This is a genomic window from Methylorubrum rhodinum, assembly GCF_014199935.1.
In the GTDB taxonomy this organism is placed as follows: Bacteria; Pseudomonadota; Alphaproteobacteria; order Rhizobiales; family Beijerinckiaceae; genus Methylobacterium; species Methylobacterium rhodinum.
Genome location: NZ_JACHOP010000008.1, coordinates 133,024 through 157,825, shown reverse-complemented (window position 1 = coordinate 157,825; position 24,802 = coordinate 133,024). Strand labels below are relative to the sequence as shown.

The following is a 24,802-nucleotide window of genomic DNA, read 5'->3' as shown; positions in this document are numbered from 1 at the left end:
CGGGCGCCCCGAGGGGCGCCCGCATCGGTCTTGTCGGTCAGGCGAAGACGCTCAGTACGCGCTGAACTTGTAGTTGAAGCCGGCGCGGACCAGGCTGCCCTCGGTCTTGAAGGTCGAGGTGTAGCTCAAGCCGGCATTGCCGGCCAGGACGCCGGGGACCACGACGCTGCGGCTGCCGAGGTCGTAGCGGATGTACTCCGCCTTGAGCGTCACGTCGGACTTGATGCCGAGCAGTTTGCCGAAGGCGAAGTAGCTCAGGAAGCTGTCGGCCGGGATCGCGTACTCGACGCCGCCGCCGTAGTTGTAGCCGGTCTCGAACTGCTTGTCGTAGCCGCCGAGGAACTGCAGCGGCAGGCCCTGGGTGATCGTGCCGTAGAAGCTGGCGCCGTAGTTCACTTGGCCGAAGGCGAGACCGCCGGTCCCGTAGACGAGGAACCGGTCGAAGGCGTAGCCGATCTTGCCGTTGACGGTGCCGAGATAGTCGAGGTTCTGCGTGAAGACGCTGGCGTTCGGCGTGGCGGGCAGCGCGGTCGGCACGCCGCCGACGAGCACCGGGTTCGGAGCGCCGACGAAGCCGGTGTTCTTGTCCAGATCCAGCCACGTGATGTCGAAGGCCGCGCCGACGACGAAGCCGGAGCCGGGCGTGAACTGGAGATTGTAGCCGAAGCCGCCGCCGATCCGCGAGAAGCCATCGACCTCGCTCTTGAGCGAGGCGGGGCGGAAGTTGTTGGTGACGTTGAGCGCCGTGCCGGCCTGGTTGCCGACGGTGCGGATGTTGGCGTTGTCGGTGAAGGCGTAGCCGGTGTGCAGGCCGGCGTAGAAGCCCGTCCAGGTGAAGACCGGGACCGGCGTGAACACCGGCGGCGGCCCGGCCCGGCGCGGCAGGTCTGCGGCGAGAGCCGCGGTGGACGCGAGCGCCGCTGCGCCGCCGAGGAGAAGAGCCTTGATCACGGAATGACCGCCTTGAACTGAAGAATTCGTAGCGTGACCGTAGCAGCAGGACGGCCAAGCTGCCTATGGCAACGAAGCAACACGCAGCCGCCACTTGACGTGGGCACGGCTGTCCGGCCGCCTCCTCGAAACTTCTGCGGGCATCCGCCGGCGCGGCGCGGCCGGGGCGGCGGCAGACCGACCTTGACCTGCGGGGTGGAGCGATGCTTCTGGCCCGGCAAGCCCCCGTCCGGCCGCCGACCGCCCCCATCCGTCGCGCGTCATCCGGGCCGTTCCCGCCCTCGCGCTCCCGCGACCCGGCGGGTCCAGCGGGTCATGGAGGCTGGATTGAAGCGCTCGCGCCGCACCAAGATCGTCGCAACCCTGGGGCCCGCCTCCGACACGCCGGAGATGATCGCCAAGCTGTTCCAGGCCGGCGCGGACGTGTTCCGCATCAACATGAGCCATCTCGACCGCGCCAAGCTGCCCGAGCGCATCGAGGTGATCCGCACGATCGAGCGCGAGGCCAAGCGCCCCATCGGCATTCTGGTCGATCTTCAGGGTCCGAAGCTCCGGCTCGGCACCTTCGTCGACACCGCCGCCGAGCTGGAGAACGGCCAGACCTTCGTGCTCGATTCGGACCCGACGCCGGGCGACGTGCACCGCTGCTACCTGCCCCATCCCGAGATCCTCTCGGCGCTGGAGCCGACGCACGCCATCCTGATCGACGACGGCAAGCTGCGCCTGATCGTGACCGAGGTGAGCGAGGGCCGCGCGGTGACCCGCGTCGAGGTCGGCGGGCGCATCTCGAACCGCAAGGGCGTGTCGCTGCCCCACACCGTCGTGCCGCTTCCGGCCATGACCGAGAAGGACCGCGCCGATCTCGACGCCGGCCTCGCCGCGGGCGCCGACTGGATCGCGGTCTCCTTCGTGCAGCGCCCGGAGGACGTGGCCGAGGTGAAGAAGGTCGCCGCCGGCCGCGCCCTGGTGATGGCCAAGATCGAGAAGCCGCAGGCCCTCACTCGCCTCGACGAGATCATCGAGATTTCCGACGGCATCATGGTGGCCCGCGGCGATCTCGGCGTGGAGATGCCGCTGGAGCAAGTGCCCGGCGTGCAGAAGCGCATCACCCGCGGCGCCCGGCGCCTCGGCAAGCCCGTCGTCGTCGCGACGCAGATGCTCGAATCGATGATCACCGCGCCGGTGCCGACCCGCGCCGAGGTCTCGGACGTGGCCACCGCCGTATACGAGGGCGCCGACGCCGTGATGCTCTCGGCCGAGAGCGCGGCCGGCGCCTTCCCGGTCGAGGCGATCACCACGATGAGCCGCATCGCCGAGCAGGTGGAGCGCGACGCGCTCTACTGGTCGATCCTGATGGCGCAGCGCACCGGCCCGGAGCCGACCGCCTCCGACGCCATCGCCGCCGCCGCCCACCAGATCGTCGACGCCCTGGGGCTTCGCGCCATCATGGCCTGGACCCATTCGGGCTCGACGGTGCAGCGCCTCGCCCGCGCCCGGCCGAACGCCAGCGTGATCGCCCTGACGCCCAAGCGCGAGACCGCGCGTCGCCTCACCATGGTGTGGGGCACGCACCCGATCGTGACGAAGGACGCCAGCGACATCGACGACATGGCCTTCCGCGCCGCGAAGTTCGCCGTGCGCGAGCGCTTCGCCGAGTTGGGCGATCGGGTCATCGTCGTGGCCGGCGTGCCGTTCGGCATCCCCGGCGCCACCAACATGGTCCGCATCGCCTTCGTCACCCGCGAACACGCCGATCGGGCGTGACGGTTCGGGCCCCGCGTCCTGCGGGGCCCGGCCTCACGAGCGTCCGGGCAGCCGGGCGAGCAGGCTCTCCGTCTCCCGCACGATGGCGTCCGGGGCGGTGTAGGTGATCATGTGGCCGGCCCCCGGCAGGGTGACGAGGCGTGCCTCCGGCAGCGCCCGGCTCAAAGGCTCCGCCTGCTTCTCCGTCACCACGACCGGATCGCCCTCCCCCGAGACGATCACCGTCGGCACCCGAAGATCGCGATAGCGCGGCGCCTGCTCGGCGAGCGCCGCGGGCAGGCCGGCGAGGTCCTGGATGTTGGCGAGCGCCGGCCCCGGCCGCAGGATCAGCGGCGCGCGGCTGCGCGCGACGTAATCCTCCACCGGCGGCTCCGGCCGGAAAACGCCCTTGGCGACGCCCGGCAGGTAGACCATCCCCAGCGGCACCGCGATCGTCCGCGTCAGCAGCCACGTCACCGGCGGCTGCAGCGCCAGCCCGGCCCACCACGGCAGTGCGGTCGGCGGGAACGGCATCGCCACGGGGGCGAGGAGCACGAGGCCCGCCGCTTGCTCCGGCCGGTCGAGCGCCATGCGCAGGGCCAGCGCGCCCGACCACGAATGGCCCATCAGGATCACCGGCCCGAGCCCCAGCCGGTCGATCGCCTCGCTGATCGCCCGCGCCTGGAAGGCCGGCGTCGCGGCCTCAGCCCCGGCCAGCCGATCGCTGCCGCCGTAGCCCGGCCGGTCGAAGGAGACGACGCGGAACCCCGCGGCGGCAAGCCGGCGCCCGACGCCTGCAAACGGGTCGTAGGCATTGGCCGAGGCTCCGTGCAGCAGCACGACGGTCGCTCGCGCGCCCTCCCTTGGCCCGTCCTCCAGATAGGCGAGGTGGCCATCCGTGACGGCGACACGGCTTTGGGCCGGCGGATAGCGCGCCTCGACCCGCGCGGCGATCACCAGGGTCGCCGCCGCGGCCGCACCGAGCGCCAGGGCGATCAGGCCGGCGGCGACCGCGAGGAAGCCGGCGGCGAAGCGCAGGAGGTCGGACACGGTCGGGGTCAGAGGTCGCGGCCGTCCACGTCGGGCTTCAGGCGGTCGATCGCCTTCTTGAGCACGTCCCAGCGCGGATAGAGCGCCTCCGCCCGCCGGAAGGCATCCATGGCGCGGCCCTTGTCGTCCGCGGCGAGGTAGAGCTTGCCCAGCGCCGCCCAGGCCTCGAAGTGGCGCGGCTCCAGCACCAGGGCGCGCTGCAGATCGGCGATGGCGCTCTGCGAGTCGGACAGGCGGAAGAACAGGGTGGCGCGCCGGCTCCAGCCCTCGGCCCAGTTCGGCTCCAGGGCCACGGCCCGGTCCATCAGCTCGACGGCGAGCGGCAATTCGTTGCCGGCCATGGCCTGTCGGGCGCGGTCGGAGAGGAGGTCGGCGGTGGCGCTGCCGGAGCGGCCGAGGCGGCGCTCGATCAGGGTCGCGACGGCCTTCGATTCGGCCTCGTCGTCCGAGTCCTTGAGCCGCTTGTAGAGGTCGTCGAGGCTGACCGGCGGATGCGCCTTGCGCTCCTTCTCCGGCTGCTCGCGCCCACCCGGCTCGGGCGCCGGGGCGGCGAAGGCGCTCGTCCCCGCAAGGGCGAGGAGGAGGGTCAGGATCGGGAGCGGGCGGACGGGCATGGACCCAACATCCACCCGGTCACCGGGAGCGTCAACGCGCCCGCACGCCGCGCCTTGTTCGGGCGCCGACGTGAAGGGCTTTTAACCCTGGCGGGCCTTGAAGCGCTTCTGGGTCTTGTTGATGACGTAGACCCGGCCCTTGCGGCGGACGAGCTGGTTGTCGCGGTGACGGCCGCGCAGGGACTTGAGGGAGTTGCGAATCTTCATCGGTCTCACGTCGGCGCGGATCGAGACCGGCCGCCTGTTGTCGGAAAGAGTTTCTCGGAACGGAGCGCCGCGGACGGCACTCCGGCGATGGCGGTTCAGGACATCGCGGGAAGGCCGCCGCCATATCAGACAAAAGCCTTCACAGGCAAGGTGTCGCTCAGCGCTCGCGCCAAGCCTTCGCCAGCTGGTCCGTCAGCGGCTTCATCAGGTAGGACAGCACCGAGCGCTCGCCGATCTGGGTGTAGGACTCCACCGGCATGCCGGGCACGAGGCGCAGGCCCTTGAGATGGCCCTTCTCGTCGTCGGCGATGCGGATGCGCGCCGTGTAGAAGCTCATCCCGGTCTTCGGGTCCGTCGTCACGTCCGCCGAGACGCGCACCACCTGCCCGTCGATCTCGGGCGTCGTGCGCATGTTGAAGGCGGAGAAGCGCAGGTTCGCCTTCTGGCCGACGCGGACGTTGTCGATGTCCTGGGGCTGCACCCGCACCTCGACGAGGAGCTGGTCGGCGGCCGGCACGATCAGCATGGCCGGCTCGCTCGGCGTCACGAGGCCGCCGATGGTGTGCACGGTCATCTGGTGGACGTAGCCGTCCTGCGGCGCGCGCATCTCGATGCGCTTGAGCTGGTCTTCCGCCGCGACGCGCTTCTCGCGCAGCTCCGACCACTTGCCTCGGATCTCGGCCAAGTCCTTGCCGACCTCGGTGCGCATCTCCTGATCGATCTGGAAGATCTGCAGCTCGGTTTCGGCGATCTTGCCCCGCGCCGAGGCGGTCGAGGCGATGAGCTGGCCGCGCTCGCCCTCGATTCGCGCCCCGTCGCGCTCCAGCGCGGTGACGCGCGACAGCGGCACGAGGTTCTTGGCATAGAGCTCGCGCACGCCCTTCAGCTCCTGGCCGATCAGGACGATCTCGCGGTCCTTGGCCGACGCCTGTTCGGTAAGGCCGGAAATCTCCTGGCGGAGCTGATCGACCCGCTCGCGAAGCTGCGCCTTCTGGCCCTCGCGCCCGGCGACGCGCGAGGCGAACAGGCGCGATTCGCCGTCGATGAGGCGGGTGACCGACGGGTCGCTGTCGATCCGCGAGACCAGCTCGTCGGGAAACTGGATGACCTTGTGGCCGTCGCGCTCGGCCTCGTCGCGGGCGCGGCGGGCGGCGAGCTCGTCCATCGCCTTGAGGACGATGTCGAGATTGGCCCGGGTCTGGGTCTCGTCGAGGCGGATCAGCACCTCGCCCGCCGACACCTTCTGCCCCTCGCGCACGAGGAGCTGGCCGACGACGCCGCCGGTGGGGTGCTGCACCTTCTTGATGTCGGTCTCCGCCACGAGTTGGCCCGGCGCGATCACGGCCGCCGAGACATGGGTGAAGGTGGCCCAGCCGCCGATTCCGAAGACGAGGATGACGGCGAGCCCGAGCGTCACCGCGAGGTGGCGGCGGATCGAGCCGTGGGCGGTCGGCCGCGGCAGGGCCGGGCTCAAGCCCGCGACGGAAGCGAGGCTCGTGGACATCAGGCGCTCTCCTGCCGGGCATTGGCGATCGGCTGCGCGGCGGCCGGGGCCGCCACCGGGGCGGGGGCCGGGCGCAGCACGCGCTTCAGCACCTCGTCCTTCGGCCCGAAGGCCTGGGCGCGGCCCTCGGCCATCATCAGGATCAGGTCGACGGCGGCGAGCGCGCTCGGGCGGTGGGCGACGACGACACAGACGCCGCCGCGCTGGCGCACGCCCAGGATCGCCTGGGTCAGGGCGTTCTCGCCCTCGCTGTCGAGGTTGGCGTTGGGCTCGTCGAGCACGACGAGGAACGGATCGCGGTAGAGCGCGCGGGCGAGCCCGATGCGCTGGCGCTGGCCGGCGGAAAGGCCGGCCCCGCCCTCGCCGATGCGGCTGTCGTAGCCCTCGGGCAGGCGCAGGATCAGGTCGTGGACACCGGCCGCCTGGGCGGCGGCGATCACGAGTTCGGAGGGCGGGTTCGGCTCGAACCGGGCGATGTTCTCGGCGACCGTGCCGGCGAACAGCTCGACCTCCTGCGGCAGGAAGCCGAGATGCAGGCCGAGATCGTTGCTCGACCACTGATCGAGCGCGGCGCCGTCGAGGCGGACCTTGCCGCGCACCGGCGGCCAGACGCCGACCATGGCGCGCACCAGCGAGGACTTGCCCGAGGCCGAGGGGCCGATCACGCCGACGCCCTGGCCGGCCTTCAGCGTGAAGGTGACGTCCTGCACGACGATGCGCGCCGTGCCGGGCGGGGCGATGCTGACGCCCTCCACCGAGATCGCCTGGCTCGGGGCCGGAAGCGCGTGCGGCTGCTCGCTGGCCGGTAGCTTGGCGAACAGCTCGGACAGGCGCCGCCAGCTCTGGCGGGCGGCGACGAAGCCCTTCCAGTTGGCGATGGCGAGTTCGGCCGGAGCGAGGGCGCGCGACACGAGGATCGAGCCGGCGATGATGATGCCCGCGGTCGCCTCGTTGTGGATCACGAGCCACGCGCCGAGCGCCAGCACGCCCGATTGCAGCGCCATGCGGAACACCTTCGAGCCGGCGCCGAAGCCGCCGCCGACATCCGCCACGCTCTGGTGCGACTCCATGTAGTCGCGGTTGGCCACCGACCAGCGGGCGGCCAGCCGCTGCTGCATGCCCATGGCGGCGAGCACCTCGGCGTTGCGCCGGCCCGACTCGGCGAGCCCGTTGCGGCGCAGCCCGTGGCCGGTTGCGGCCTGGGTCGGGGTCTTGGTGGCCCGGTCGGTCAGGAAAGTAAGGCCGGCGAGGATCGCGGTGCCGGCGATCGCCGCCATGCCGATGTAGGGATGGAACAGGAAGCAGATGCCGACATAGATCGGCATCCACGGCAGATCGAAGAAGGCCGAGGGGCCGGTGCCCGACAGGAACGAGCGGATCTGGTCGAGATCCCGCAACGGCAGCAGGCCGTCGCCGGGCACCGCACCCTTGAGGGGGGCGCGCACGACGATGTCGAACACCCGGCCGCTGAGCGACTCGTCGAGGGCGGCGCCGATGCGCGCAAGGATGCGCGAGCGGATCGCCTCCAGCACGCCCTGGAAGCCGTAGAGCACCAGCGCCAGCACGCTGAGGCCGACCAGCGTCGGCACGGAGCGGCTCGGGATCACGCGGTCGTAGACCTCGAGCATGTAGAACGAGCCGGTGAGGTACAGGATGTTGACGAGGCCGCTCATCACGGCGACGCCGATGAAGGCCGTCTTGCACTGCGCCAATGCGGCGGCGATCTCGTTCTTCTCGCGCGCTTTGCTCACCGCCCTGCCCCCCGACCGTCGGCGATATGTCGCCCTCCCGTCGGGCTTCTGCCGTCCGGATGCGTCCGATCGACGTTCATATCGCGAATTGCGTCCAAATTTAAGCGGCGGTCTCGCATTTTACCCGCACGAACTGCAAAGCTAGTCTCGGTGCCGAGGCGCCGAGTCGAGACATCCGCAGATCAGTGCCGCCGACGGGCATGAATTGCCGTCGAGACGATGCTGATTGACGGACTATCTCTCTCGAACAGATCGGTCGATGTTTGAACTCTTCCTCGAAGAAGATCCGTTACGACGCACGCACGTGTTCGTTCGAACTCATGACGGATGAGAGTTCGGCGAATCGTGCGTGCGGAAAGTTCTCCACCGCTCCTCGCATCGTCCCGTTTCGCAACGATGGCATGACGGTGTCGCCGCAACCGTGATCCGGATCACGCCGATGCGCCGGACCGCGCCGCACGCCGAGGGGAGCGCGCCGAGGCCGTTTCCGGGAAGAGGCTGCGCACGACGAAACCGCCGGCCCGGAATGCCCGGGCCGGCGGTTTCGTTCTCGGTGTCGGCCTCTGCGCGTGGCGGTCGGGCCGCGTTATTGCGGGGCCGGGGCCGGTGCCGTGGGCGGCGCCTTGTCCTGGGCCGGTGCCGCGCCGGCATCGGCCGTCACCTGGGTCAGCTCCGGATAGGTCTCGACCACGTGGGCACCCGCGAGCGGCTTGTTCTGGCCGTTGTGGCAGGTGGCGCAGTTCAGCTTCGGCGCGTCGCCCGTCGGGCCGAGGCGGTTGGCCGGGAAGGTCCCGGTCAGCGGCTCGATGTAGTCGCCGTTCAGGTCCCGTACCATCCGGATCGCGTGCCAGGCGAGCGTCCGCTGCGGCGTGCTCTGCTCCCAGTTCGAGATCGCCCGGGTGTTGTGGCAGTAGGTGCAGTTCACGCCGAGCGACGACGACATGTGCATCATCAGGCCGTAGGTCTTCTCCGCGTCCTGGATCGGCTTGCCCTTGCTCTCGGGAAGCGCGGTCGTGGCGTTGACGCGGATCACGTTCTCGTCGACGTCCTTCTTGCCGAAATACTCGGCGAAGGTGTTGTAGGGCAGCGAGGCGAGGCCGACCGAAGCCGAGGCCATGTTCTGCCCGTTGTTGCGCGGGGTGAACGCGGTCTTGTAGTTCGGGCCCGGATTCTCGAACCAGATGTTGGCCGGCACCGGCTGTCCGCGGTGGCAGGTGTAGCAGGTCACGCCCGCCTCGCCGACATGCTTCTCCTTCCAGGTGGTGTTGATGTGCTGCACCATCTGGATCATGCGCCGGGCGACCTTCTTCTGGTAGAGGCTGTCGTCGGCCATGTTCTCGGTGTTGTGGCAGTAGGTGCAGCCCTGCTCGGGCGCCACCCACTCGGTCATCGACGTCATCAGGCGGTTGAATTCCTCGACGCTGACGTCCTTCAGCACCTGGACGTTCTGGTAGGTCGCGCCGGCCTTCTCCGTGCCCTGCTCGACCGGCTCGGCCGGGGCCGGGGCGACGTTGGCGGCCTTGAGCGCGGCCGCCCCTGCCTTGGTCTGGATCTGGTCCATGCCCGTGCCGCGATAGCCGTGCTGCTGGGCCAGGATCGGGGGCCTCGTCCAGCCGGCGGTGCCGAACTGGGCGATGGTGAGGAAGGTGGCGACGACGGCGCCGGCGACGACGAGCAATGTCCTCATGGCGCCCCCCCCGGCGTGCTGAGCGGATCGGTGATCGGCCCGTAGACCTGCGGGTAGGCCGGCGCGACGCCGTGCTTGACCGCCCAGAGATACCAGTTGTCGACGACCGTGCCGGTGAGCAGGATGCCGATGCCGCCGGTGATCGTGGTGAGCACCGCGAACCACCACGCCCAGCGGTGGATCGATTCCATCGTGGCGTTGAAGCCCATGGTCCAGCGCCAGAACAGGGCGGCGCGTTCCGTCGCCGTGCCGCGATCGACGATCTGGTCGATCTCACGCTCCGAGCCGTAGCGGCTGGTCGCCAGGATGGTCGCCCCGTGCATGGCGAACAGCAGCGTCGATCCGTAGAGGAAGGCGATCGAGAGCATGTGGAACGGGTTGTAGAACAGGTTGCCGTAGCGCAGCGAGAACGCGGCGGTCCAATCGAGGTGCGGGAAGATGCCGAAGGGAACCGCCTCGCTCCACGAGCCCATCAGCAGCGGGCGGATGAAGCCGAGCACGAGGTAGAGCCAGATCGCGGCGGCGAAGGCCCAGGGCACGTAGGTGCCGATGCCGAGCGCCCGGGCGCGGCGGTACATGCGCACCCACCACAGCAGGATCGAGGCGGTGAGGAAGAAACCGGCGATCAGCCACCATCCGCCCTCGGCGAGCGGCGGCAGCACCTTGAGGCCGTATTTCGGCAGCGGCGGTTCGAGCGCCAGCCAGGGGAGCTGGCGCACGAACTGGATCGGATCCCAGTTCACGGAGGCCAGCATGTTGAGGCCGATGATCTCGAAGGCGATCAGGCCGCAGGTCAGCGACAGCGCCCCGAGATAGCCGCCGTAGATCGGTCCGACCTGCGAGTTGCCGATGAGCCCGAACAGGTAGCTGTTGAAGGGCTTGCCGATGCGGTTGTCGACCGCGACCGGGATGCCGTGCTCCGGCTCGCGCGGGCGCACCTGCACCGCGGTGAAAATGTTCTGGTAGTAGGCCACGGATTCTCCCTCCCTGGACCTACGGTCGCCCGAGGTGACCCTCGTGCCCGTCGATCGGTCTTTCGGTTGGTCCGGCCGGCGCGGGCGCCGGCCGATGAGTCGGGTTCAGCGCCAGATCGGCAGGTTGAGCCACCAGCCCCACCATTCGGGCCAGCCCTGGGTCCAGAACGGGCCGCTGATGACGATGCAGACCGCGCTCCAGAAGCCCGCGGACAGGGCCAGGAACAGGCCGAGCCGGTGGATGCCGAGCGTGCCGATCGAGTAGCCGATCGTGTCGCGGAAGTAGGTGTCTTCGTGCTCGGGCGTCTTGACCGTCTCGCCCTTAGGCGGGTTGGTCGAGGCCAGGATCAGCGAGCCGTGCAGCGCCAGCGCGAAGGTCGTGGTGAAGAAGAAGCTCACCGCGAGCATGTGCGCCGGATTGTAGTGGAAGTGCAGGTACTGGTAGCCGGTGTTCGACACCCAATCGAGATGGCTCAGGATGCCGTAGGGGAAGCCGTAGCCCCAGGCGCCCATCAGCAGCGGACGGATCACCACCAGGGTCACGTAGGCGAAGATCGCCACCGAGAAGGCGAACGGCACGTGGTAGCCGATGCCGAGCTTGCGGCAGATCTCGACCTCGCGGAGCGCCCAGGACGAGAACGCCCCGATCGCGCAGAAGGTGATGATCTGCCACAGCCCCCCTTCCTTCAGGGGCGCCAGCGCGAGACCGTATTTCAGGTCCGGCGGGGCGATGTTGATCTGCCAGATGTTCCAGGTCGGGCCGATGGCGGCCCCGTAGACGATTAGGGCGGTGCCGAGCACCGAGAAGAAGATCGTCGTGACCCCGAAGAAGCCGACGTAGAACGGCCCCAGCCAGAAGTCGAACAGGTCGCCGCCGAGCAAGGTGCCGCCGCGAACCCGGTATTTGCGCTCGAAACTCAGCATCGCCATGGGCCGGTTCCTCCCGGGTGGTCGGAGAGGGAATGCCGCGGGCGGATCGAGACCTGCCCGCGGCGAGGATGTCGCGTCAGCCCGGCATCGTCGGGAGGACGAGGCTGTGGGCGGCCGCCGCCTTGGCGTCCTTCGGGCCTTCCAGCCAGTTGAACCGGTCGGTGCTGAGCAGGATGAAGTGGATCAGCAGCGCCAGGATGAACAGGAAGGTGAAGAGCGCCACCAGCGTGCGGCGCGGATCGAACAGAAGCCAAACCTTGTGCATGCGAACCTCCTCAGACGATCATCGAGACAAGGCCGTGCGCGGCCTGCTGCACGCCGTCGAGCATGGCGTAGCCCTTCGGCCCGGGAAGCCAGGGGCGCCACAGCCAGACGAGGATGTGGGCGACCACGGCGATCGCCGTGAAGATGATGAAGCTCGTCAGGAAGATCGCGTGGAACTCCTTGGCTTCCGGTTCCGTCAGCCCTGAGAGGCTGCTCGGTCTTTCGGTCACTCCGTTGGCCATCGATAACCTCCGCTGGTTAGGCCCGCGTCCTTGGAAGGACGGGGCGGGTGACGCCGCAACTCGATGACATCGCGGCGCAGGATCCCCCGTGACACCGCACGGAAGGTTCGAGCACGGGCCGGCGACGGGCGCCGGTCAGCCGAAAGAATCAGCCCATGAAGGCGAAGGGGATCGCCGACACCGCCATGGCCTTGGCCTCGCCGAAGACCGAGCGGCGGGCGGCGGGCAGGCCGCGCCGCGCCGGAGCCCGGCCCGGCAGCACACGCTGCACCACCGCGGCGGCGAGGAAGAACGGGTAGGTCGCCGCCAGGATGATCCGGAACTGGATCGCCTCGTTGTGCTGGCGGGACGGAGCGGTCATGGAGCGTTGCATGGAGTGGCTCTCCGCGATGGGTCCGGCGCTCGCGCAAGCCGGACGGTGAAGGGGGGAGGTGGCGGCGGCGCTCATGCGGCGGCCCCCACGGTGAGGTCGGCCTGCGCCCGCTCGACATGAGCGGGGGCGACTTCGTTCGCCGCGGCGCGGCGGGCGGCGCGCTCGGCGGCGTCGCGCAGGCGCTTGGCCGCCGAAATCCGCACCAGCACCGGTTGCGCCTCGACCAGGGCGTCGAGTCTTTCCCGCGCGGCCTCGTGCCACGGAAGCTCGCGATGCGGGCGGGCCGGTGTCGCCTCGACCGCATCCATGTCGCGGGCGAGCGGCAGGATGTGGAAGAGCATGTCGAACAGGGCGTTGCAGACTTCCTGGACGAGATAGGTCGCCCCGGAATAGCCCATGAACGGCGTGCCGGTGTGCCGCCGGATGATCGCGCCGGGGAAGGAAGCCGGCACGTAGGCCGCCCGCCCGCCGCTTTCCGCGAGGTACATCCGCTCGTTGAAGGAGCCGAACAGGACGAGCGGCGGGTTCGCCTTGATCGCCTCGCGCACCGCGGCGTTGTCCGGCTTCTGGCCGGCGGTGCGGCTGAAGGCGAAGTGGCAGGGCAGGCCCATCTCGTCTTCGAGGAAGTGGCGCACGCCGCGGGCGTAGGTGTCCGTGGCCACGATGCCGAAGCTCGCGGTCCCGAAGAAGTCCTGCGTCACCGAGCGCCACAGGTCCCAGACCGGCTTGATCGTGGTGTGGCGCTCGCGCTCGATGAACGGCTCCGGGTCGACACCCAAGATCTCGCCGAGCGAGCGCAGGAACTTTGTGGTCGAGAGGACGCCGATCGGCGCCTGGAGGTAGGGCCGCTCCAGGCTCTCGCAGAGCAGGCGCCCGAACTCGCGGTAGAGGCAGATGTTGGCGTCCGCGTTGACGAGTTTCGGCACGTCGGCGAGATGCGAGCCGAGCGGGAAGGTCAGGTTCACCTCGGCGCCGATCCCCTCGACCAGGCGCCGGATCTCGGCGAGGTCGGACGCCATGTTGAAGGTGCCGTAGGCCGGGCCGATGATGTTGACGCGGGGGCGCTCGCCGGCCTTCCGCTCCGGGCGGGCCGGAATGCCCTTCTTGGCGAAGCGCTTGGCGCCGTATTCCTGCCAGAGCCAGGACATCGCCCGGTCGGCGGCCTGCCACTGGTCCTCGTCGATGGTGCGCGGCAGGAAGCGCTGGAGGCCAGTGCCCTCGGGGGTGACGCCGCCGCCGATCATCTCGGCGATGGAGCCTGTGACGACGACGCTGGGCTGGCCCGGATCGAGCGTGGCATGCGCCCGCTTCATCGCGCCCTCGGTGCCGTGGCGGCCGAGTTCCTCTTCCGCCAAGCCGGTGACGACGATCGGCAGTTCGTGGGGCGGCAGCGCGTCGGTGTAGTGCAGCACCGAGGTGACCGGCAGGTTCTCGCAGCCGACGGGACCGTCGATGACGACCTGCAGACCCTTGATGGCGGTGAAGACGTAGACGGCGCCCCAGTAGCCGCCGGCGCGGTCGTGATCGAGGACGAGCATCAGGCCATCTCCCCGACAGGTTTCACGGGGGCGGCGACCTTCGGCGAGGCCTTCCGGGTCGGAATCTCCTGCCAGATGCCGGCGGCGTGGCCGGTGCCGACGCCCTCGAAGAAGTCGCGCATCGCGTCGAAGCGCGGCTTGTTGGCGAGCGCCGCGTTGATCACGCGGGCGAGCGAGCCGGCACCCGCGGCGCCCATCAGGGGGCGGGCCGAGATCAGGTTGGTGAAGTAGAGGGCCGGCGTGCCGCGCTCCTTGGCGTGCTGCACCACCGGCGTGGTGCCGATCGCGAGGTCCGGCCGGAAATCGTGGAACGCGGAAAGGTCGTCTTCGAGCGAGGCGCGGTAGCGGATCGTGACGCCGCGCTCTTCCAGCCAGACCCGATCCGGCTCGGACCAGGGCGTGCGCGGGCAGGCGGTGCCGACGTAAGGGACCTCGGCGCCGCTCTCGATCAGGAGGCGGGCGACCAGAAGCTCCGAACCCTCGTAGCCCGAGAGCGTGATGCGGCCCTTGATCGGCATCGCGGAGAGCGCGCCGCGGATCGCGGGCAGGATGCGGTTCTGCGCCGCCGCGATCTTTTCCGCCGGCACGTCGCAGGCGTTGCCGATGGCCGAGAGCCAGTCCGCGGTGCCGTCGTGGCCGACCGGGGCGGAGCCGACGATGGGGCGCCCGGCCGCCTCGAACTCGCGGATGCTGGCCGTATAGAACGGGTGGATCGCCGCGACCGCCGTGGCGTCGAGCGCCGCGTAGAGTTCGCGCCATTCGCGCGTCGGCACCACGGGGCCGGCCGAGAGGCCGAGCGGTTCGAGAAGCGCGCCGATCACCACCGGATCGGCCGGGAACATCTCGCCGAGCAGCGCGACGCTCGGGCGCTCGGATCGGCCGCCGCGGGGCGCCTGAACCGGACCCCGCTCGGCCTCGGAGCGGGCGAACTTGAGCATCGCGCCGGCCAGCACGTCCTTGGCCTCGGCGTGCGTCGGGACGCCGAAGCCCGGCACGTCGATGCCGATGATGCGAACCCCGTCGATCTCCTTCGGCAGGAGCCGCAGCGGGACGCCGGATGCGGTCGGGACGCAGAGATTGATGACGACGACGGCGTCGCACTCTTCGGGCTTGGCGGAGGCGTGGACCGCCTCGCGGATGTCCTCGAACAGCTTGCCGGTGACGAGCGTCTCGGAATTGAACGGGACGTAGCCGACCGAGCGGCGCGCGCCGTAGAAATGCGAGGTGAAGGTCAGCCCGTAGACGCAGCAGGCGCTCCCCGAGAGGATCGTCGCGGTGCGGCGCATGCGTAAGCCCACGCGAAGCGAGCCGAAGGCCGGGCACATGCTCTGCGGCTGGTCGTGGGGACCGGCCGGATAATCCTGGCGCAGCTGCTCCAGGGTCTCCGACATGCCGGCCGCCTCGGCGGCGGCCCGCATCGCGTCCTTGCCGGCGTGGCAGCCGAGGCCGTCGCCCTTGGTGGCTTCGACGTTGACCGGTTCCGCCGGGCGGCGGGCGCGCAAGGCGCCGATGTCGAGGGAGACGGCCATGCCTCAGACCTCGTCGTAGACGACTTCGAGGGACGGCTTGGTGAGCGTCGAGACCCCGCACATGTCCTCGATGGTGGCGGGCACCAGCACGTAGTCCCGGCCGGTCGTCTCGCTGGAGAACAGGCCGAGCAGGCCGTCCTGGCTGAGCGGGGTCGGGCGGTGGGGCGCGGCGTCCGCCACGTTCTGCGCCAGCTCCGCGAAGAGCGAACCCCACTGCCCGTCGGGCTTGCCGATGATCTCGTAGTTCGCGCTCTTGCGGCGGATGTCCTCGTTGGCCGGGATCGAGGCCAGCACCGGGATGCCCGCGGCGTCCGCGAAGGCCTGTGCCTCGCCGGTGCCGTCGTCCTTGTTGATGACGAGGCCGCCGACGCCGACATTGCCGCCCATCTTGCGGAAGTATTCGACCGCCGAGCAGACGTTGTTGGCGACGTAGAGCGATTGCAGGTCGTTCGAGCCGACGACGATGACCTTCTGGCACATGTCGCGGGCGATCGGCAGGCCGAAGCCGCCGCAGACCACGTCGCCGAGGAAGTCGAGCAGGACGAAGTCGAAGCCCCATTCATGGAAGCCGAGCTTCTCCAGCAGCTCGAAGCCGTGGATGATGCCGCGCCCGCCGCAGCCGCGGCCGACCTCGGGGCCGCCGAGCTCCATCGCGTAGACGCCGTCCCGCTTGAAGCAGACGTCGCCGATGGCGACCGCCTCGCCCGCGAGCTTCTTGCGGGTCGAGGTTTCGATGATGGTCGGGCAGGCGCGCCCCCCGAACAGCAGCGAGGTGGTGTCGCTCTTCGGGTCGCAGCCGATCAGCAGCACCTTCTTGCCCTGCTGGGCCATCATGTAGCTGAGGTTGGCCAGCGTGAACGACTTGCCGATGCCGCCCTTGCCGTAGATCGCGATGATCTGCGTCTCGCTCTTGACCGGGCCGGTGGCGACCGGATCCGGCTCGCGGGCGGCTTCCTCGCGCAGCTTCTCCGCGGCGTTCAGCGACGCCTTGTTGAGCTGGACGTTCATGCGCAGGCCCTCCAATCGAGGATCATCTTGAGGCAGGCCGGGTCGGTGAACGCGGTGCGGTACGCCTCCTCGGCGCTGGCCGCGGGGAGGCGGTGGGTGATCAGCCCGTCGAGCGACAGGCCGCCGCCCCGCACCAGCGCCGTCACCGCGGCGAGGTCGTCCGGTCGCCATTCGGCCGAGACCCGGATGCGGGCCTCGCGCAGGAAGGCGGGCGGGAAGGCGAAGGAGAGCGGCGCCTCGTAGAAGCCCGCGAGCACGATCTCGCCCTGGGGCGCGAGGCGGCCGATCAGCGTGTCGAGGAGGCCACTGCCGCCGCTCACGTCGGTGATGGTGGCGTAGTCACGGGTGGTGTCGTCCTCCGGCGCGATCACCGGATAGCCGAAGCTGCCGAGCCGGCGGACCGGATCGCGCTCCCACACCACCGGCTGGCCGCCTGCCAGCACGGTCAGCCGGGCGAGCAACCGCCCGAGCACGCCGTGGCCGACGATGAGGCTGACGGAGCCCGGCGTGACGCCGGACAGGGCGTGGTAGGCGGTGGCGGCGAGCGCGATCAGGCAGGCCTTGTCGCCGAGGTCGGCATCGACCGGAACGAGACGCGCGGCCGGGACGACGAGATGGGAGGCGGCGCCGCCGAACAGGCCGCGCACCTCGCCGAAGCAGCGAGCGCCGGGCACGAACACGGTCTGCCCGACCGCGACCCCGCAATCGGAGCCGGCCTCGATGACGGTGCCGACGGATTCGTAGCCGGGAACGAGGGGGTAGCCCATGCCGGGGAAGGTCGGCATCCGGCCGGACCACAGCAGGCGCTCGGTGCCGGTGCTGATGCCGCTCCACGAGACGGCGACGACGGCATCGCCACCGGTGGCGGGCGTCAGCGCGAGGCGGCTGAGCGCCAAGTGCTCCGGTCGCTCGAGGACGACGGCCAAAGCGTCCATGTCCCTGCCTCCGCCCTTGTTGTTGCGACTCCCCCCGGTGGGTGAAGCCTTAGTGTCATCCTAGACTGACACTTCGATGCGTCAAGCGGAGTTTACACTTCTACGCGCGCTTTGCCGTGATCAGTCTGGCGAGCAGCGGCCGGCGAGTGGGGCGCTCGCGGATGTCGACAAAGCCCGCGCGGGTCAGCATGGCGGAGAGTTCCGCTGCCGTGCGCGGGCGCCCGCTGCCCATGGCCATGAGGTAGAAGCCGAAATAGGCGTCGCCGATGGGCTCGGCGCCCGGCGTGCCGGCCATGGGCTCGGCGATGGCCAGGAGGCCGCCGGGCGGGAGCGCGGCGTGGACGGCGGAGAGCAGCGGCTCGATCACGATGTCGTCGTGGTCGTGGACGACCCGCACCAGCGAGACCGCGTCGGCGCCCTGGGGCAGGGCGTCGTCGCGAAAACTGCCGCCGTGGCAGGTGACCCGGCCGCCGAGCCCGGCCGATTCGAACCGCGCGCGGGCGCGCTCGGCGACCGGCGGCAGGTCGAGCAGGCGCAGCGACAGATGCGGATGGCGCCGGGCGGCTTGCGCGAGGAACACGCCCTCCCCACCCCCGACATCCATGAGGCAGCTGCGGTCGGACAGCGGCAGCGCGTCGAGCACGTCGCCCGCGATCATCGCCTGGGAGGCGGCCATCAGCCCGCTATAGGCCGCGACCGATTCGGGGGCGACCGCCGCGCGATCTTCGGCATAGGGCCAATAGGACGAGAGGCGGGTCCGCTCGGGCCTCTCGCGCAGCAGGGCGACCGGGTCGGCGAGGTCGGCGTAGAGCATGGTGTGATGCTCGACCATCGCGGCGATCGACGGGTTGCCGATCATCGCGGCCCCCAGGTCGGCGAGGCCGAAGCGGCCGTCGGGCAGGCGGGTCAGCAGATCGAGGGCGGCGGCGGCCTTGAGCAGCGTCAGGGCGCGCTCCTGCGGCAGGTCGAGCCGCCGGGCGATCACGTCCGGTGCGAGAGGGCCGGCTTCGAGCAGGCGAAACAGATCGAGCCGTACGCAGGCGAATAGAACCTGCGCGTAGACGAAGCCGGCGCAGAGATCGAACAGGGCCCGGGTGTTGCGCCGGGCGATGCCGCGGGTGAGCGGGAAGCCGGCGGCCCAGCGCTGGAAGGCCGTGCTCGCCACCGTGCCGTTGCGGAAGGCGAGCCAGCGCTCGCGCCAGCCGCGGCGGCGGGGTGCCGTCCGCGGCTCGGTCTCCGTGATCGCGACCGGCACCGGCCGCCCTCAGACCAGGGCGGGGCGGAGCGAGGCGGGCAGGAACAGCCGGCTCTGCGCCTCGATTTCAGCGCGGATCGTCTCCAGGCCCGGACAGGTCGGAATCACCTCGATCGCCTCGCGGGTGAGGCGCTTGAGCCGATCCAGCGCGCCGCCCATACCGAGCAGGGCCGCGGCGTTGGGGCGGCCGAGGGTGGCGTCGCGGCCGGCCGGCTTGCCGATCTCCTCCTGGCGGCAGGCGACGTCGCGCAGGTCGTCGGCGACCTGATAGGCCTCGCCCAGGCACTCGCCGAGCAGGCGCCAGGGGAGGGGGGCGGCACCCGCGGCGGCCGCACCCGCCACGGTGGCGGCGGCGAACAGCGCGCCGGTCTTGGCCTGCTGGTACGCACTCAGGTCCACGTACGATTCGGATTCCCAGGCCTGCCCGGCGACGATGCCGGCGGGCGAGCCGGCGGCCCGCGCCACGAGGCCGACGAGGGCCGCGAGCCGCTCCGGCCGACGGGCGGCGCCGCGGGCCAGCGTCTCGAACGCGGCGACGATCAGCGCGTCGCCGGTCAGCACCGCGAGCGGCACCCCGAAGGCGGCGTGGACCGAGGGCTTCTGCCGGCGGGTCGCCGCGTCGTCGAAGCAGGGCAGATCGTCGTGGACGAGGCTCGCGCAGTGCAGCAACTCGATCGAGGCCGCCGCCGCGTCGGAGGCGGCCGGGTCGTCGTCGCCGCAGGCGAGCGCCACCGCGAGGCACAGGCGGGGCCGGATACGATGGCCGCCGGGGAAGACCGCGTAGCGGATCGCCTCCGCGAGCTGCGGCGGCGCGCCCGGCGCCTCCAGATGCGAGACCGCCACATCGAGGGCCGTTTCGATCCGCCTGCCGACATCCATGGCGACCTCTCCCTATGTCAAGTTATGTTGTCTCTTTGTCTGTCATTCCAGATTGACACTTTCCGTTTCGCGGATCAACGCTGATGGCGGCAGGCCAGGGGCTTTCATGAGGGTTTCGTGGCGGAGAAGCGCGTCATCGTCGTCGGCGCCGGCATCGGCGGGCTCTCCACCGCCCTGACGCTCGCCGCGCGCGGCCTCGACGTGACGGTGCTGGAGCGTGCCGACATTGTGGGCGGCAAGATGCGGGCGCTGCCGGTGGGCGGTGCCGCGATCGAGGCGGGCCCCACGGTCTTCACCATGCGCTGGGTGTTCGAGGAGCTTTTTTCCGAAGCGGGCGCCTCGCTCGAATCGGAGGTGCGGCTGCGGGCCGCCTCGGTGCTGGCGCGCCACGCCTGGACGGCGAACGAGCGGCTCGACCTCTTCGCCGACATCGATGCCTCGGCCGCAGCGGTGTCCGCCTTCGCCGGCCCGCGCGAGGCCGACGGCTACCGCCGCTTCTGCGCGCGGGCTGCGGAGGTCTATCGCACGCTGGAAGGTCCGTTCATCCGCTCGGACCGGCCGAACCCGGTCGAACTCGGCAAGCGCGTCGGGCTCACCGGAATCGGCGACCTCTGGCGCATCCAGCCCTTCGCGACGCTGTGGTCGGCGCTCGGCGACTACTTTTCGGACCCGCGGCTGCGCCAGCTGTTCGGGCGCTACGCCACCTATTGCGGCGCCTCGCCCTTCGCCGCGCCCGCGACCCTGATGCTCGTGGCCCATGTCGAGCAGGCCGGTGTCTGGACCGTCGAGGGCGGCCTGAGCCGGCTCGCCCGCGCGGTCGCCGACCTCGCCGAGCGGCGCGGGGCGCGCATCCGCACCGGCGCGCATGTCGCCAGAATCCTGATCGAGCGGGGCCGCATCGCGGGCGTGCAACTCGCCGACGGCGAGCGGATCGAGTCGGAGGCGGTGATCGCGGGCGGCGACGTGGCGGCGCTCGGGGCGGGCCTGCTCGGGCCGGATGCGGCGCGCGAGGGCGACCGGGTGCCGGCGCGCGAACGCTCGCTCTCGGCGGTGACGTTCTGCCTGAACGCGCGGGCGCGCGGCTTCCCGCTCGCGCATCACAGCGTGTTCTTCTCCTCCGATTACCGCGCCGAGTTCGACGCGATCCTGCGCGGGCGGCGCCTGCCGCCGGACCCCACCGTCTATGTCTGCGCGCAGGACCGGGACGATGCGGGCGCCGGCCCGGACGGCCCTGAGCGCCTGCTCGTCCTCGTCAACGCGCCCGCCGACGGCGAGCGCCGCTTCACCCCTCAGGAGATCGCCGCATGCGAGACGAGCTGGACCAGGAGACTCGCGGCCTGCGGGCTGACACTGGAGCCGGCGGGCTCGGGTCAGGCAACGACGCCGGAGGACTTCGGAAAACTGTTTCCGGGGACGGGGGGAGCGCTCTACGGCCGGGCCTCGCACGGCTGGACGGCGACCTTCAAGCGGCCGGGGGCGCGGACGCGGGTGCCGGGGCTCTACCTCGCGGGGGGGAGCGTGCATCCGGGGCCGGGCGTACCGCTGGCGGCGCAATCCGGCCGGCTCGCGGCGGCGGCACTGATCGCGGACCTCGCTTCGACGCCGACGTGGCGCGGGGCGGCTATGTCTGGTGGTACGTCGATGCGCTGAGCGAGGACGGGCGCCATGGGCTGACCGTCATCGCCTTCATCGGCAGTGTGTTTTCGCCCTACTACGTCCAGAACGCGAAGCAGGACCCGTTTAACCACTGCGCCGTCAACGTCGTGCTCTACGGCGCCGACAAGCGCTTCACCATGACCGAGCGCAACGCTCGCTCGCTGACGCGCGACGCCACCTCCATCGCCATTGGTCCGTCCTCGCTCGACTGGGACGGCAGCGTGTTGACGATCCGCCTCGACGAGCGCGGCGCGCCGATCCCGCGGGCCTTGCGCGGCACCGTGCGGGTGCGGCCAAAGGCGATCACGGCCCAGCCCTTCACCCTCGATGCCCACGGCCTGCATCGGTGGTGGCCGATGGCGCCGTCCTGCGAGGTCGAGGCCGCCTTCACCGCCCCCGACCTGACGTGGCGCGGCAGCGGCTACCTCGACACCAACGACGGCGACGGGCGGCTGGAGGATTCCTTTTCGGATTGGACGTGGTGCCGGGCCACGATGAAACGCGGCTCGGCGATCCTCTACGATGTGAATCGCAAGGACGGCAGCAGCCAGAACCTGACACTCCGCTTCGATGCCGACGGCAGCCGCCGCGACATCCGCCCGCCGCTCGCGGCCGACCTACCGAAGACGCGCTTCTGGAAGATGCCGCGCCCGACCCGCAGCGACGACGGGCGGGCGAGTGTGGTCGAGACCTTCGAGGACACGCCGTTCTACGCCCGCTCGCTGCTCGCCTCGACGCTCGACGGCGAGGCGGTGCGGCCGGTGCACGAGAGCCTGTCGCTCGGGCGGTTCCGGAACCCGGCGGTGCAGTTCATGCTGCCGTTCCGGATGCCGCGACGGATCGGCTGAGAGACCGCTCAGGTCCCCTCCTTCCTCTCATGCTTCAACAACAGCGGCGTCTGCGCCAGCGCGAAGACGACGGTGAGCGGCATGATGCCGAACACCTTGAAGTTCACCCAAAAATCCTCGGTCTGGGTGCGCCAGACCACTTCGTTGAGCACCGCCAGCGCGAGGAAGAACAGGCCCCAGCGGAAGGTCAGCTTGCGCCAGCCCTCGTCGGAGAGGGCGAACATGCTGTCGAGCACGACCGAGAGCAGCGGCTTGCCGAAGGCGAGGCCACCGAGCAGGACGAGGCCGAACAGCGTGTTCACGATGGTCGGCTTCATCATGATGAAGGTCTTGTCCTGAAGCGCCAGCGTCAGGCCGCCGAAGACCAGCACGACGACGCCGGAGACGAGCGGCATGATCGGCAGGCGCCGCAGCAGGGCGAAGTGGATTCCGAGCGAGAGCGCGGTGGCGGCGATGAACACGCCGGTCGCCACGAACAGCTTGCTCTCGGGGGGCACGCCGAAGCGCTCGGCATAGGCGTTGCCGAGGAAGAACACGACGAGCGGGCCCATCTCCAGGGCGAGCTTGAGCAGCGGCGGCAGGTGGCGGCGCGGGGGCACGCTCTCCACGGTCGCGCCCGTCCGGTCGGTGATCATGCGCGCTCCTCCCTGGGCAGGCCGGTGATGGCGCGGGCGAAGTCCCGGGCCGCGAACGGCTCCAGATCCTCGACGCCCTCGCCGACGCCGATGAAGTGCACCGGCAGGCCGAACTTGGCGGCGAGCGCCACGAGGATGCCGCCGCGCGCCGTGCCGTCGAGCTTGGTCATCACGAGGCCCGACACGGGGGCCGCCTGCGAGAACAGCTCGACCTGACTCAGCGCGTTCTGCCCCACCGTGGCGTCGAGCACCAGAAGGGTGGCGTGCGGCGCTTCCGCGTCGAGCTTGCGGATCACCCGCACGATCTTTTCGAGTTCGGCCATCAGGCCGGCCTTGTTCTGGAGCCGGCCCGCGGTGTCGATCAGCAGCACGTCGGTGCCGGTCTCGCGGGCTTCCTTGAAGGCGTCGAAGGCGAGGCCCGCGGCGTCCGAGCCCTGCTCGCGGCTGATCACCGGCACGCCCGTGCGATCGCCCCAGACCCGAAGCTGCTCGATCGCCGCGGCGCGGAACGTGTCGCCCGCCGCCAGCATGACGCTGCGGCCTTCCGCCTTGAACTTGAGCGCGAGCTTGCCGATCGTCGTGGTCTTGCCGGCGCCGTTCACCCCGACGGTCAGGATCACGTAGGGTTTTTTCGCCGTGTCCAGCGTGATCGGCACCGCCACCGGGTCCAGCGCTCGCTCGATCTCGGCGGCCAGGATCGCCCGCACCTCGTCGGGCGAGATGCCCTTCTCGTAGCGGCCCTTGCCGACGGCCTCGGCCATCCGCGTGGCGGTTTCGACGCCGAAATCGGCCTGGATCAGCGCGTCCTCGAGGTCTTCGAGGGTGGTGGCGTCGAGCTTGCGCTTGGTGAAGAGGCCCGTCACCCGGTCGGACAGGGCCGAGGAGGTGCGCATGAGGCCGCCGGTGAGGCGCGACCACCAGCCTCGCTTCTCCGTGCCTTCGACCGCGCCCTGGACCGCGTCGCTCGCGAGCGCGGCGGCGCTGTCCGCGGGCTGGATGTCGGCTTCCGCCGGGGCCGTTAGCTCCGCAGGTTGAGCCTCACCGCCGACGACACGGGACCACCAGCCGCGCTTATCCGCGGGGGCCGGCTCAGGCTCGGCGGCCGGCTCGGGCTCGGTCTCCGGCGGCTCCTCGAACGCCACGTCCTCCACCGGCGGCTGCGGCTCGGGCTGGAGGTCGGCGCCCTCGATCTCGTCGGGGATGCGGTTCTTGTCCGGATCGTCGGGAGCGGGCTCGCTCACCGGCGGGGGCACGTGAGCGACGTCGTCGGCACCGGTGGCGAAGTCCGGCACGCCCTCGGATTCGGACGCCGGCGAGGTCGGCTCGGGGAGTACCGCCTCCTCGGACGGCTTGGGCTCCGCCTTCCGCCCGAACAGGCGCCCGAACCAGCCGGGCTTCTCGTCGTCGCTCATCCTCGAAAACCTTGCTCACGAAGGTCCGGCACACTAGCCCAGGGGCATGATCCCCGAGGCACCGAACCGCAGCGTCGATCCGCAGATAGGGCTTTCCCTCCTCTACCGCGATGCCCTGATGCTCGTCATCGACAAGCCGGCCGGCCTGCCGGTGCATCCGGGGCCGAAGGGCGGGCCGACGCTGACCGATCGACTCGACGCGCTCCGCTTCGGCCTGCCGCGCCGCCCCGAGGCCGCGCACCGGCTCGACCGCGACACCTCGGGCTGCCTCGTGCTCGGGCGGCACGCCAAGGCGCTGGCGCGGCTGAACCGGCTCTTCGCCGACGGCAAGGTCCAAAAAACCTACTGGGCGCTGGTGGAGGGGGTGCCGCCCGACGAGGGGAGCGTCGAGCTGCCGCTCGCCCGCCGCACCGACGATCCGCGCAGCTGGTGGATGAAGGCCGATCCCGCGGGCCTGCCCTCGCTGACGCATTTTCGCGTGCTCGGCCGGACGGAGGGCCGCGCCTGGATGGAGTTGCGGCCGGTGACGGGGCGCACGCATCAGCTTCGCGTCCACTGTTCGGCGATGGGCTGGCCGATCGTCGGGGACGCGATCTACGGCAGCGCCGGGCGCGACGGCGTGTTGCAGCTTCATGCGCGAGGGTTGAGCGTGCCGTTGTATCCGAAGCGGGAGGCGATTGTGGTCGCGGCGCCGGCGCCGGCGCATATGCGGGAGGGGCTCACCGCTTGCGGGATGGTAGCGGACGGCGCCGAAAACAACCCTCTCCCCTCTGCGGGAGAGGGTGCCCGCGGAGCGGGCGGGTGAGGGGAGCGACGG

24 protein-coding genes are annotated in these 24,802 nt (G+C 70.6%); 4 read left to right on the top strand and 20 right to left on the bottom strand.

Annotated elements, in window-relative coordinates:
• Window positions 1-51 precede the first annotated feature (51 nt).
• Entirely contained in the window at window positions 52-951 is a 900-nt protein-coding gene (locus HNR00_RS11980; RefSeq protein ID WP_183569489.1) for an outer membrane protein, read from the bottom strand.
• 327 nt (window positions 952-1,278) lie between these two features.
• On the opposite strand from HNR00_RS11980, the gene pyk reads away from it, so the two are divergent.
• Complete coding sequence (pyk, locus tag HNR00_RS11975) at window positions 1,279-2,715, top strand: pyruvate kinase (protein WP_183569487.1); 1,437 nt, start codon at window positions 1,279-1,281, stop codon at window positions 2,713-2,715.
• A 33-nt stretch (window positions 2,716-2,748) separates the two neighbouring features.
• Here pyk and HNR00_RS11970 read toward each other — a convergent pair whose 3' ends face one another.
• From HNR00_RS11970 to HNR00_RS11890, 17 genes are all read right to left on the bottom strand, one after another.
• The gene (locus HNR00_RS11970; RefSeq protein WP_312886041.1) at window positions 2,749-3,744 is read right to left on the bottom strand and encodes an alpha/beta fold hydrolase; all 996 of its coding nucleotides are present in this window, start codon (window positions 3,742-3,744) and stop codon (window positions 2,749-2,751) included.
• An 8-nt stretch (window positions 3,745-3,752) separates the two neighbouring features.
• Window positions 3,753-4,358, bottom strand: a complete 606-nt coding sequence (locus tag HNR00_RS11965; RefSeq protein WP_183569485.1) for a hypothetical protein — start codon at window positions 4,356-4,358, stop codon at window positions 3,753-3,755.
• An 81-nt stretch (window positions 4,359-4,439) separates the two neighbouring features.
• The gene (gene ykgO / locus HNR00_RS11960) at window positions 4,440-4,565 is read right to left on the bottom strand and encodes a type B 50S ribosomal protein L36 (RefSeq protein ID WP_003601867.1); all 126 of its coding nucleotides are present in this window, start codon (window positions 4,563-4,565) and stop codon (window positions 4,440-4,442) included.
• Between the two features lie 157 nt (window positions 4,566-4,722).
• Window positions 4,723-6,069, bottom strand: a complete 1,347-nt coding sequence (locus HNR00_RS11955) for an HlyD family type I secretion periplasmic adaptor subunit (RefSeq protein ID WP_183569484.1) — start codon at window positions 6,067-6,069, stop codon at window positions 4,723-4,725.
• Complete coding sequence (locus HNR00_RS11950) at window positions 6,069-7,820, bottom strand: type I secretion system permease/ATPase (RefSeq protein ID WP_183569483.1); 1,752 nt, start codon at window positions 7,818-7,820, stop codon at window positions 6,069-6,071. Before HNR00_RS11950 ends, HNR00_RS11955 begins: the two co-directional genes overlap by 1 nt.
• Before the next feature lie 586 nt (window positions 7,821-8,406).
• Window positions 8,407-9,507 carry a photosynthetic reaction center cytochrome PufC gene (gene pufC, locus HNR00_RS11945; protein WP_183569482.1) on the bottom strand — a complete coding sequence of 367 codons (1,101 nt, stop codon included), beginning with the start codon at window positions 9,505-9,507 and terminating at the stop codon, window positions 8,407-8,409.
• The gene (pufM, locus tag HNR00_RS11940; RefSeq protein ID WP_183569481.1) at window positions 9,504-10,481 is read right to left on the bottom strand and encodes a photosynthetic reaction center subunit M; all 978 of its coding nucleotides are present in this window, start codon (window positions 10,479-10,481) and stop codon (window positions 9,504-9,506) included. Before pufM ends, pufC begins: the two co-directional genes overlap by 4 nt.
• Before the next feature lie 105 nt (window positions 10,482-10,586).
• A complete protein-coding gene (gene pufL / locus HNR00_RS11935; protein WP_183569480.1) occupies window positions 10,587-11,411 on the bottom strand; it encodes a photosynthetic reaction center subunit L in 825 nt (274 codons plus the stop codon).
• A gap of 76 nt (window positions 11,412-11,487) precedes the next feature.
• Window positions 11,488-11,676, bottom strand: coding sequence for a light-harvesting antenna LH1, alpha subunit (pufA, locus tag HNR00_RS11930; RefSeq protein WP_137828900.1), 189 nt, complete (start codon window positions 11,674-11,676; stop codon window positions 11,488-11,490).
• Window positions 11,677-11,686: 10 nt separating this feature from the next.
• Window positions 11,687-11,917 carry a light-harvesting antenna LH1, beta subunit gene (pufB, locus tag HNR00_RS11925; RefSeq protein ID WP_183569479.1) on the bottom strand — a complete coding sequence of 77 codons (231 nt, stop codon included), beginning with the start codon at window positions 11,915-11,917 and terminating at the stop codon, window positions 11,687-11,689.
• 148 nt (window positions 11,918-12,065) lie between these two features.
• On the bottom strand, window positions 12,066-12,290 hold the full coding sequence (locus HNR00_RS11920) for a hypothetical protein (protein ID WP_183569477.1): 225 nt from the start codon (window positions 12,288-12,290) through the stop codon (window positions 12,066-12,068).
• 71 nt (window positions 12,291-12,361) lie between these two features.
• Window positions 12,362-13,828 (bottom strand): chlorophyllide a reductase subunit Z, encoded by a 1,467-nt coding sequence (bchZ, locus tag HNR00_RS11915; RefSeq protein WP_183569475.1) that lies wholly within the window; start codon window positions 13,826-13,828, stop codon window positions 12,362-12,364.
• Window positions 13,828-15,357: a chlorophyllide a reductase subunit Y gene (gene bchY, locus HNR00_RS11910; protein WP_183569473.1), complete on the bottom strand. Its 1,530-nt coding sequence runs from the start codon at window positions 15,355-15,357 to the stop codon at window positions 13,828-13,830. The genes bchZ and bchY overlap by 1 nt, the downstream gene beginning before the upstream one ends.
• Before the next feature lie 3 nt (window positions 15,358-15,360).
• Entirely contained in the window at window positions 15,361-16,365 is a 1,005-nt protein-coding gene (locus tag HNR00_RS11905; protein WP_183569471.1) for a chlorophyllide a reductase iron protein subunit X, read from the bottom strand.
• Window positions 16,362-17,300: a chlorophyll synthesis pathway protein BchC gene (gene bchC / locus HNR00_RS11900; protein WP_183569469.1), complete on the bottom strand. Its 939-nt coding sequence runs from the start codon at window positions 17,298-17,300 to the stop codon at window positions 16,362-16,364. The genes HNR00_RS11905 and bchC overlap by 4 nt, the downstream gene beginning before the upstream one ends.
• A 100-nt stretch (window positions 17,301-17,400) precedes the next feature.
• The gene (locus HNR00_RS11895) at window positions 17,401-18,555 is read right to left on the bottom strand and encodes a methyltransferase (RefSeq protein WP_183569467.1); all 1,155 of its coding nucleotides are present in this window, start codon (window positions 18,553-18,555) and stop codon (window positions 17,401-17,403) included.
• A gap of 9 nt (window positions 18,556-18,564) precedes the next feature.
• On the bottom strand, window positions 18,565-19,434 hold the full coding sequence (locus HNR00_RS11890; protein ID WP_183569465.1) for a polyprenyl synthetase family protein: 870 nt from the start codon (window positions 19,432-19,434) through the stop codon (window positions 18,565-18,567).
• A 117-nt stretch (window positions 19,435-19,551) separates the two neighbouring features.
• On the opposite strand from HNR00_RS11890, the gene crtD reads away from it, so the two are divergent.
• On the top strand, window positions 19,552-21,084 hold the full coding sequence (crtD, locus tag HNR00_RS11885; RefSeq protein WP_183569463.1) for a 1-hydroxycarotenoid 3,4-desaturase CrtD: 1,533 nt from the start codon (window positions 19,552-19,554) through the stop codon (window positions 21,082-21,084).
• On the top strand, window positions 21,042-21,938 hold the full coding sequence (locus HNR00_RS11880) for a carotenoid 1,2-hydratase family protein (protein WP_183569461.1): 897 nt from the start codon (window positions 21,042-21,044) through the stop codon (window positions 21,936-21,938). The genes crtD and HNR00_RS11880 overlap by 43 nt, the downstream gene beginning before the upstream one ends.
• Window positions 21,939-21,946: 8 nt before the next feature.
• On the opposite strand, the gene HNR00_RS11875 is transcribed toward HNR00_RS11880, so the two are convergent.
• Both HNR00_RS11875 and ftsY read right to left on the bottom strand, forming a co-directional pair.
• Window positions 21,947-22,573: a septation protein A gene (locus HNR00_RS11875; protein WP_183569459.1), complete on the bottom strand. Its 627-nt coding sequence runs from the start codon at window positions 22,571-22,573 to the stop codon at window positions 21,947-21,949.
• Complete coding sequence (ftsY, locus tag HNR00_RS11870) at window positions 22,570-23,985, bottom strand: signal recognition particle-docking protein FtsY (protein WP_183569457.1); 1,416 nt, start codon at window positions 23,983-23,985, stop codon at window positions 22,570-22,572. Before ftsY ends, HNR00_RS11875 begins: the two co-directional genes overlap by 4 nt.
• A 46-nt stretch (window positions 23,986-24,031) precedes the next feature.
• Between ftsY and HNR00_RS11865 the strand changes: the two genes are divergently transcribed.
• Window positions 24,032-24,790: an RluA family pseudouridine synthase gene (locus tag HNR00_RS11865; protein WP_183569455.1), complete on the top strand. Its 759-nt coding sequence runs from the start codon at window positions 24,032-24,034 to the stop codon at window positions 24,788-24,790.
• Window positions 24,791-24,802: the final 12 nt, after the last annotated feature.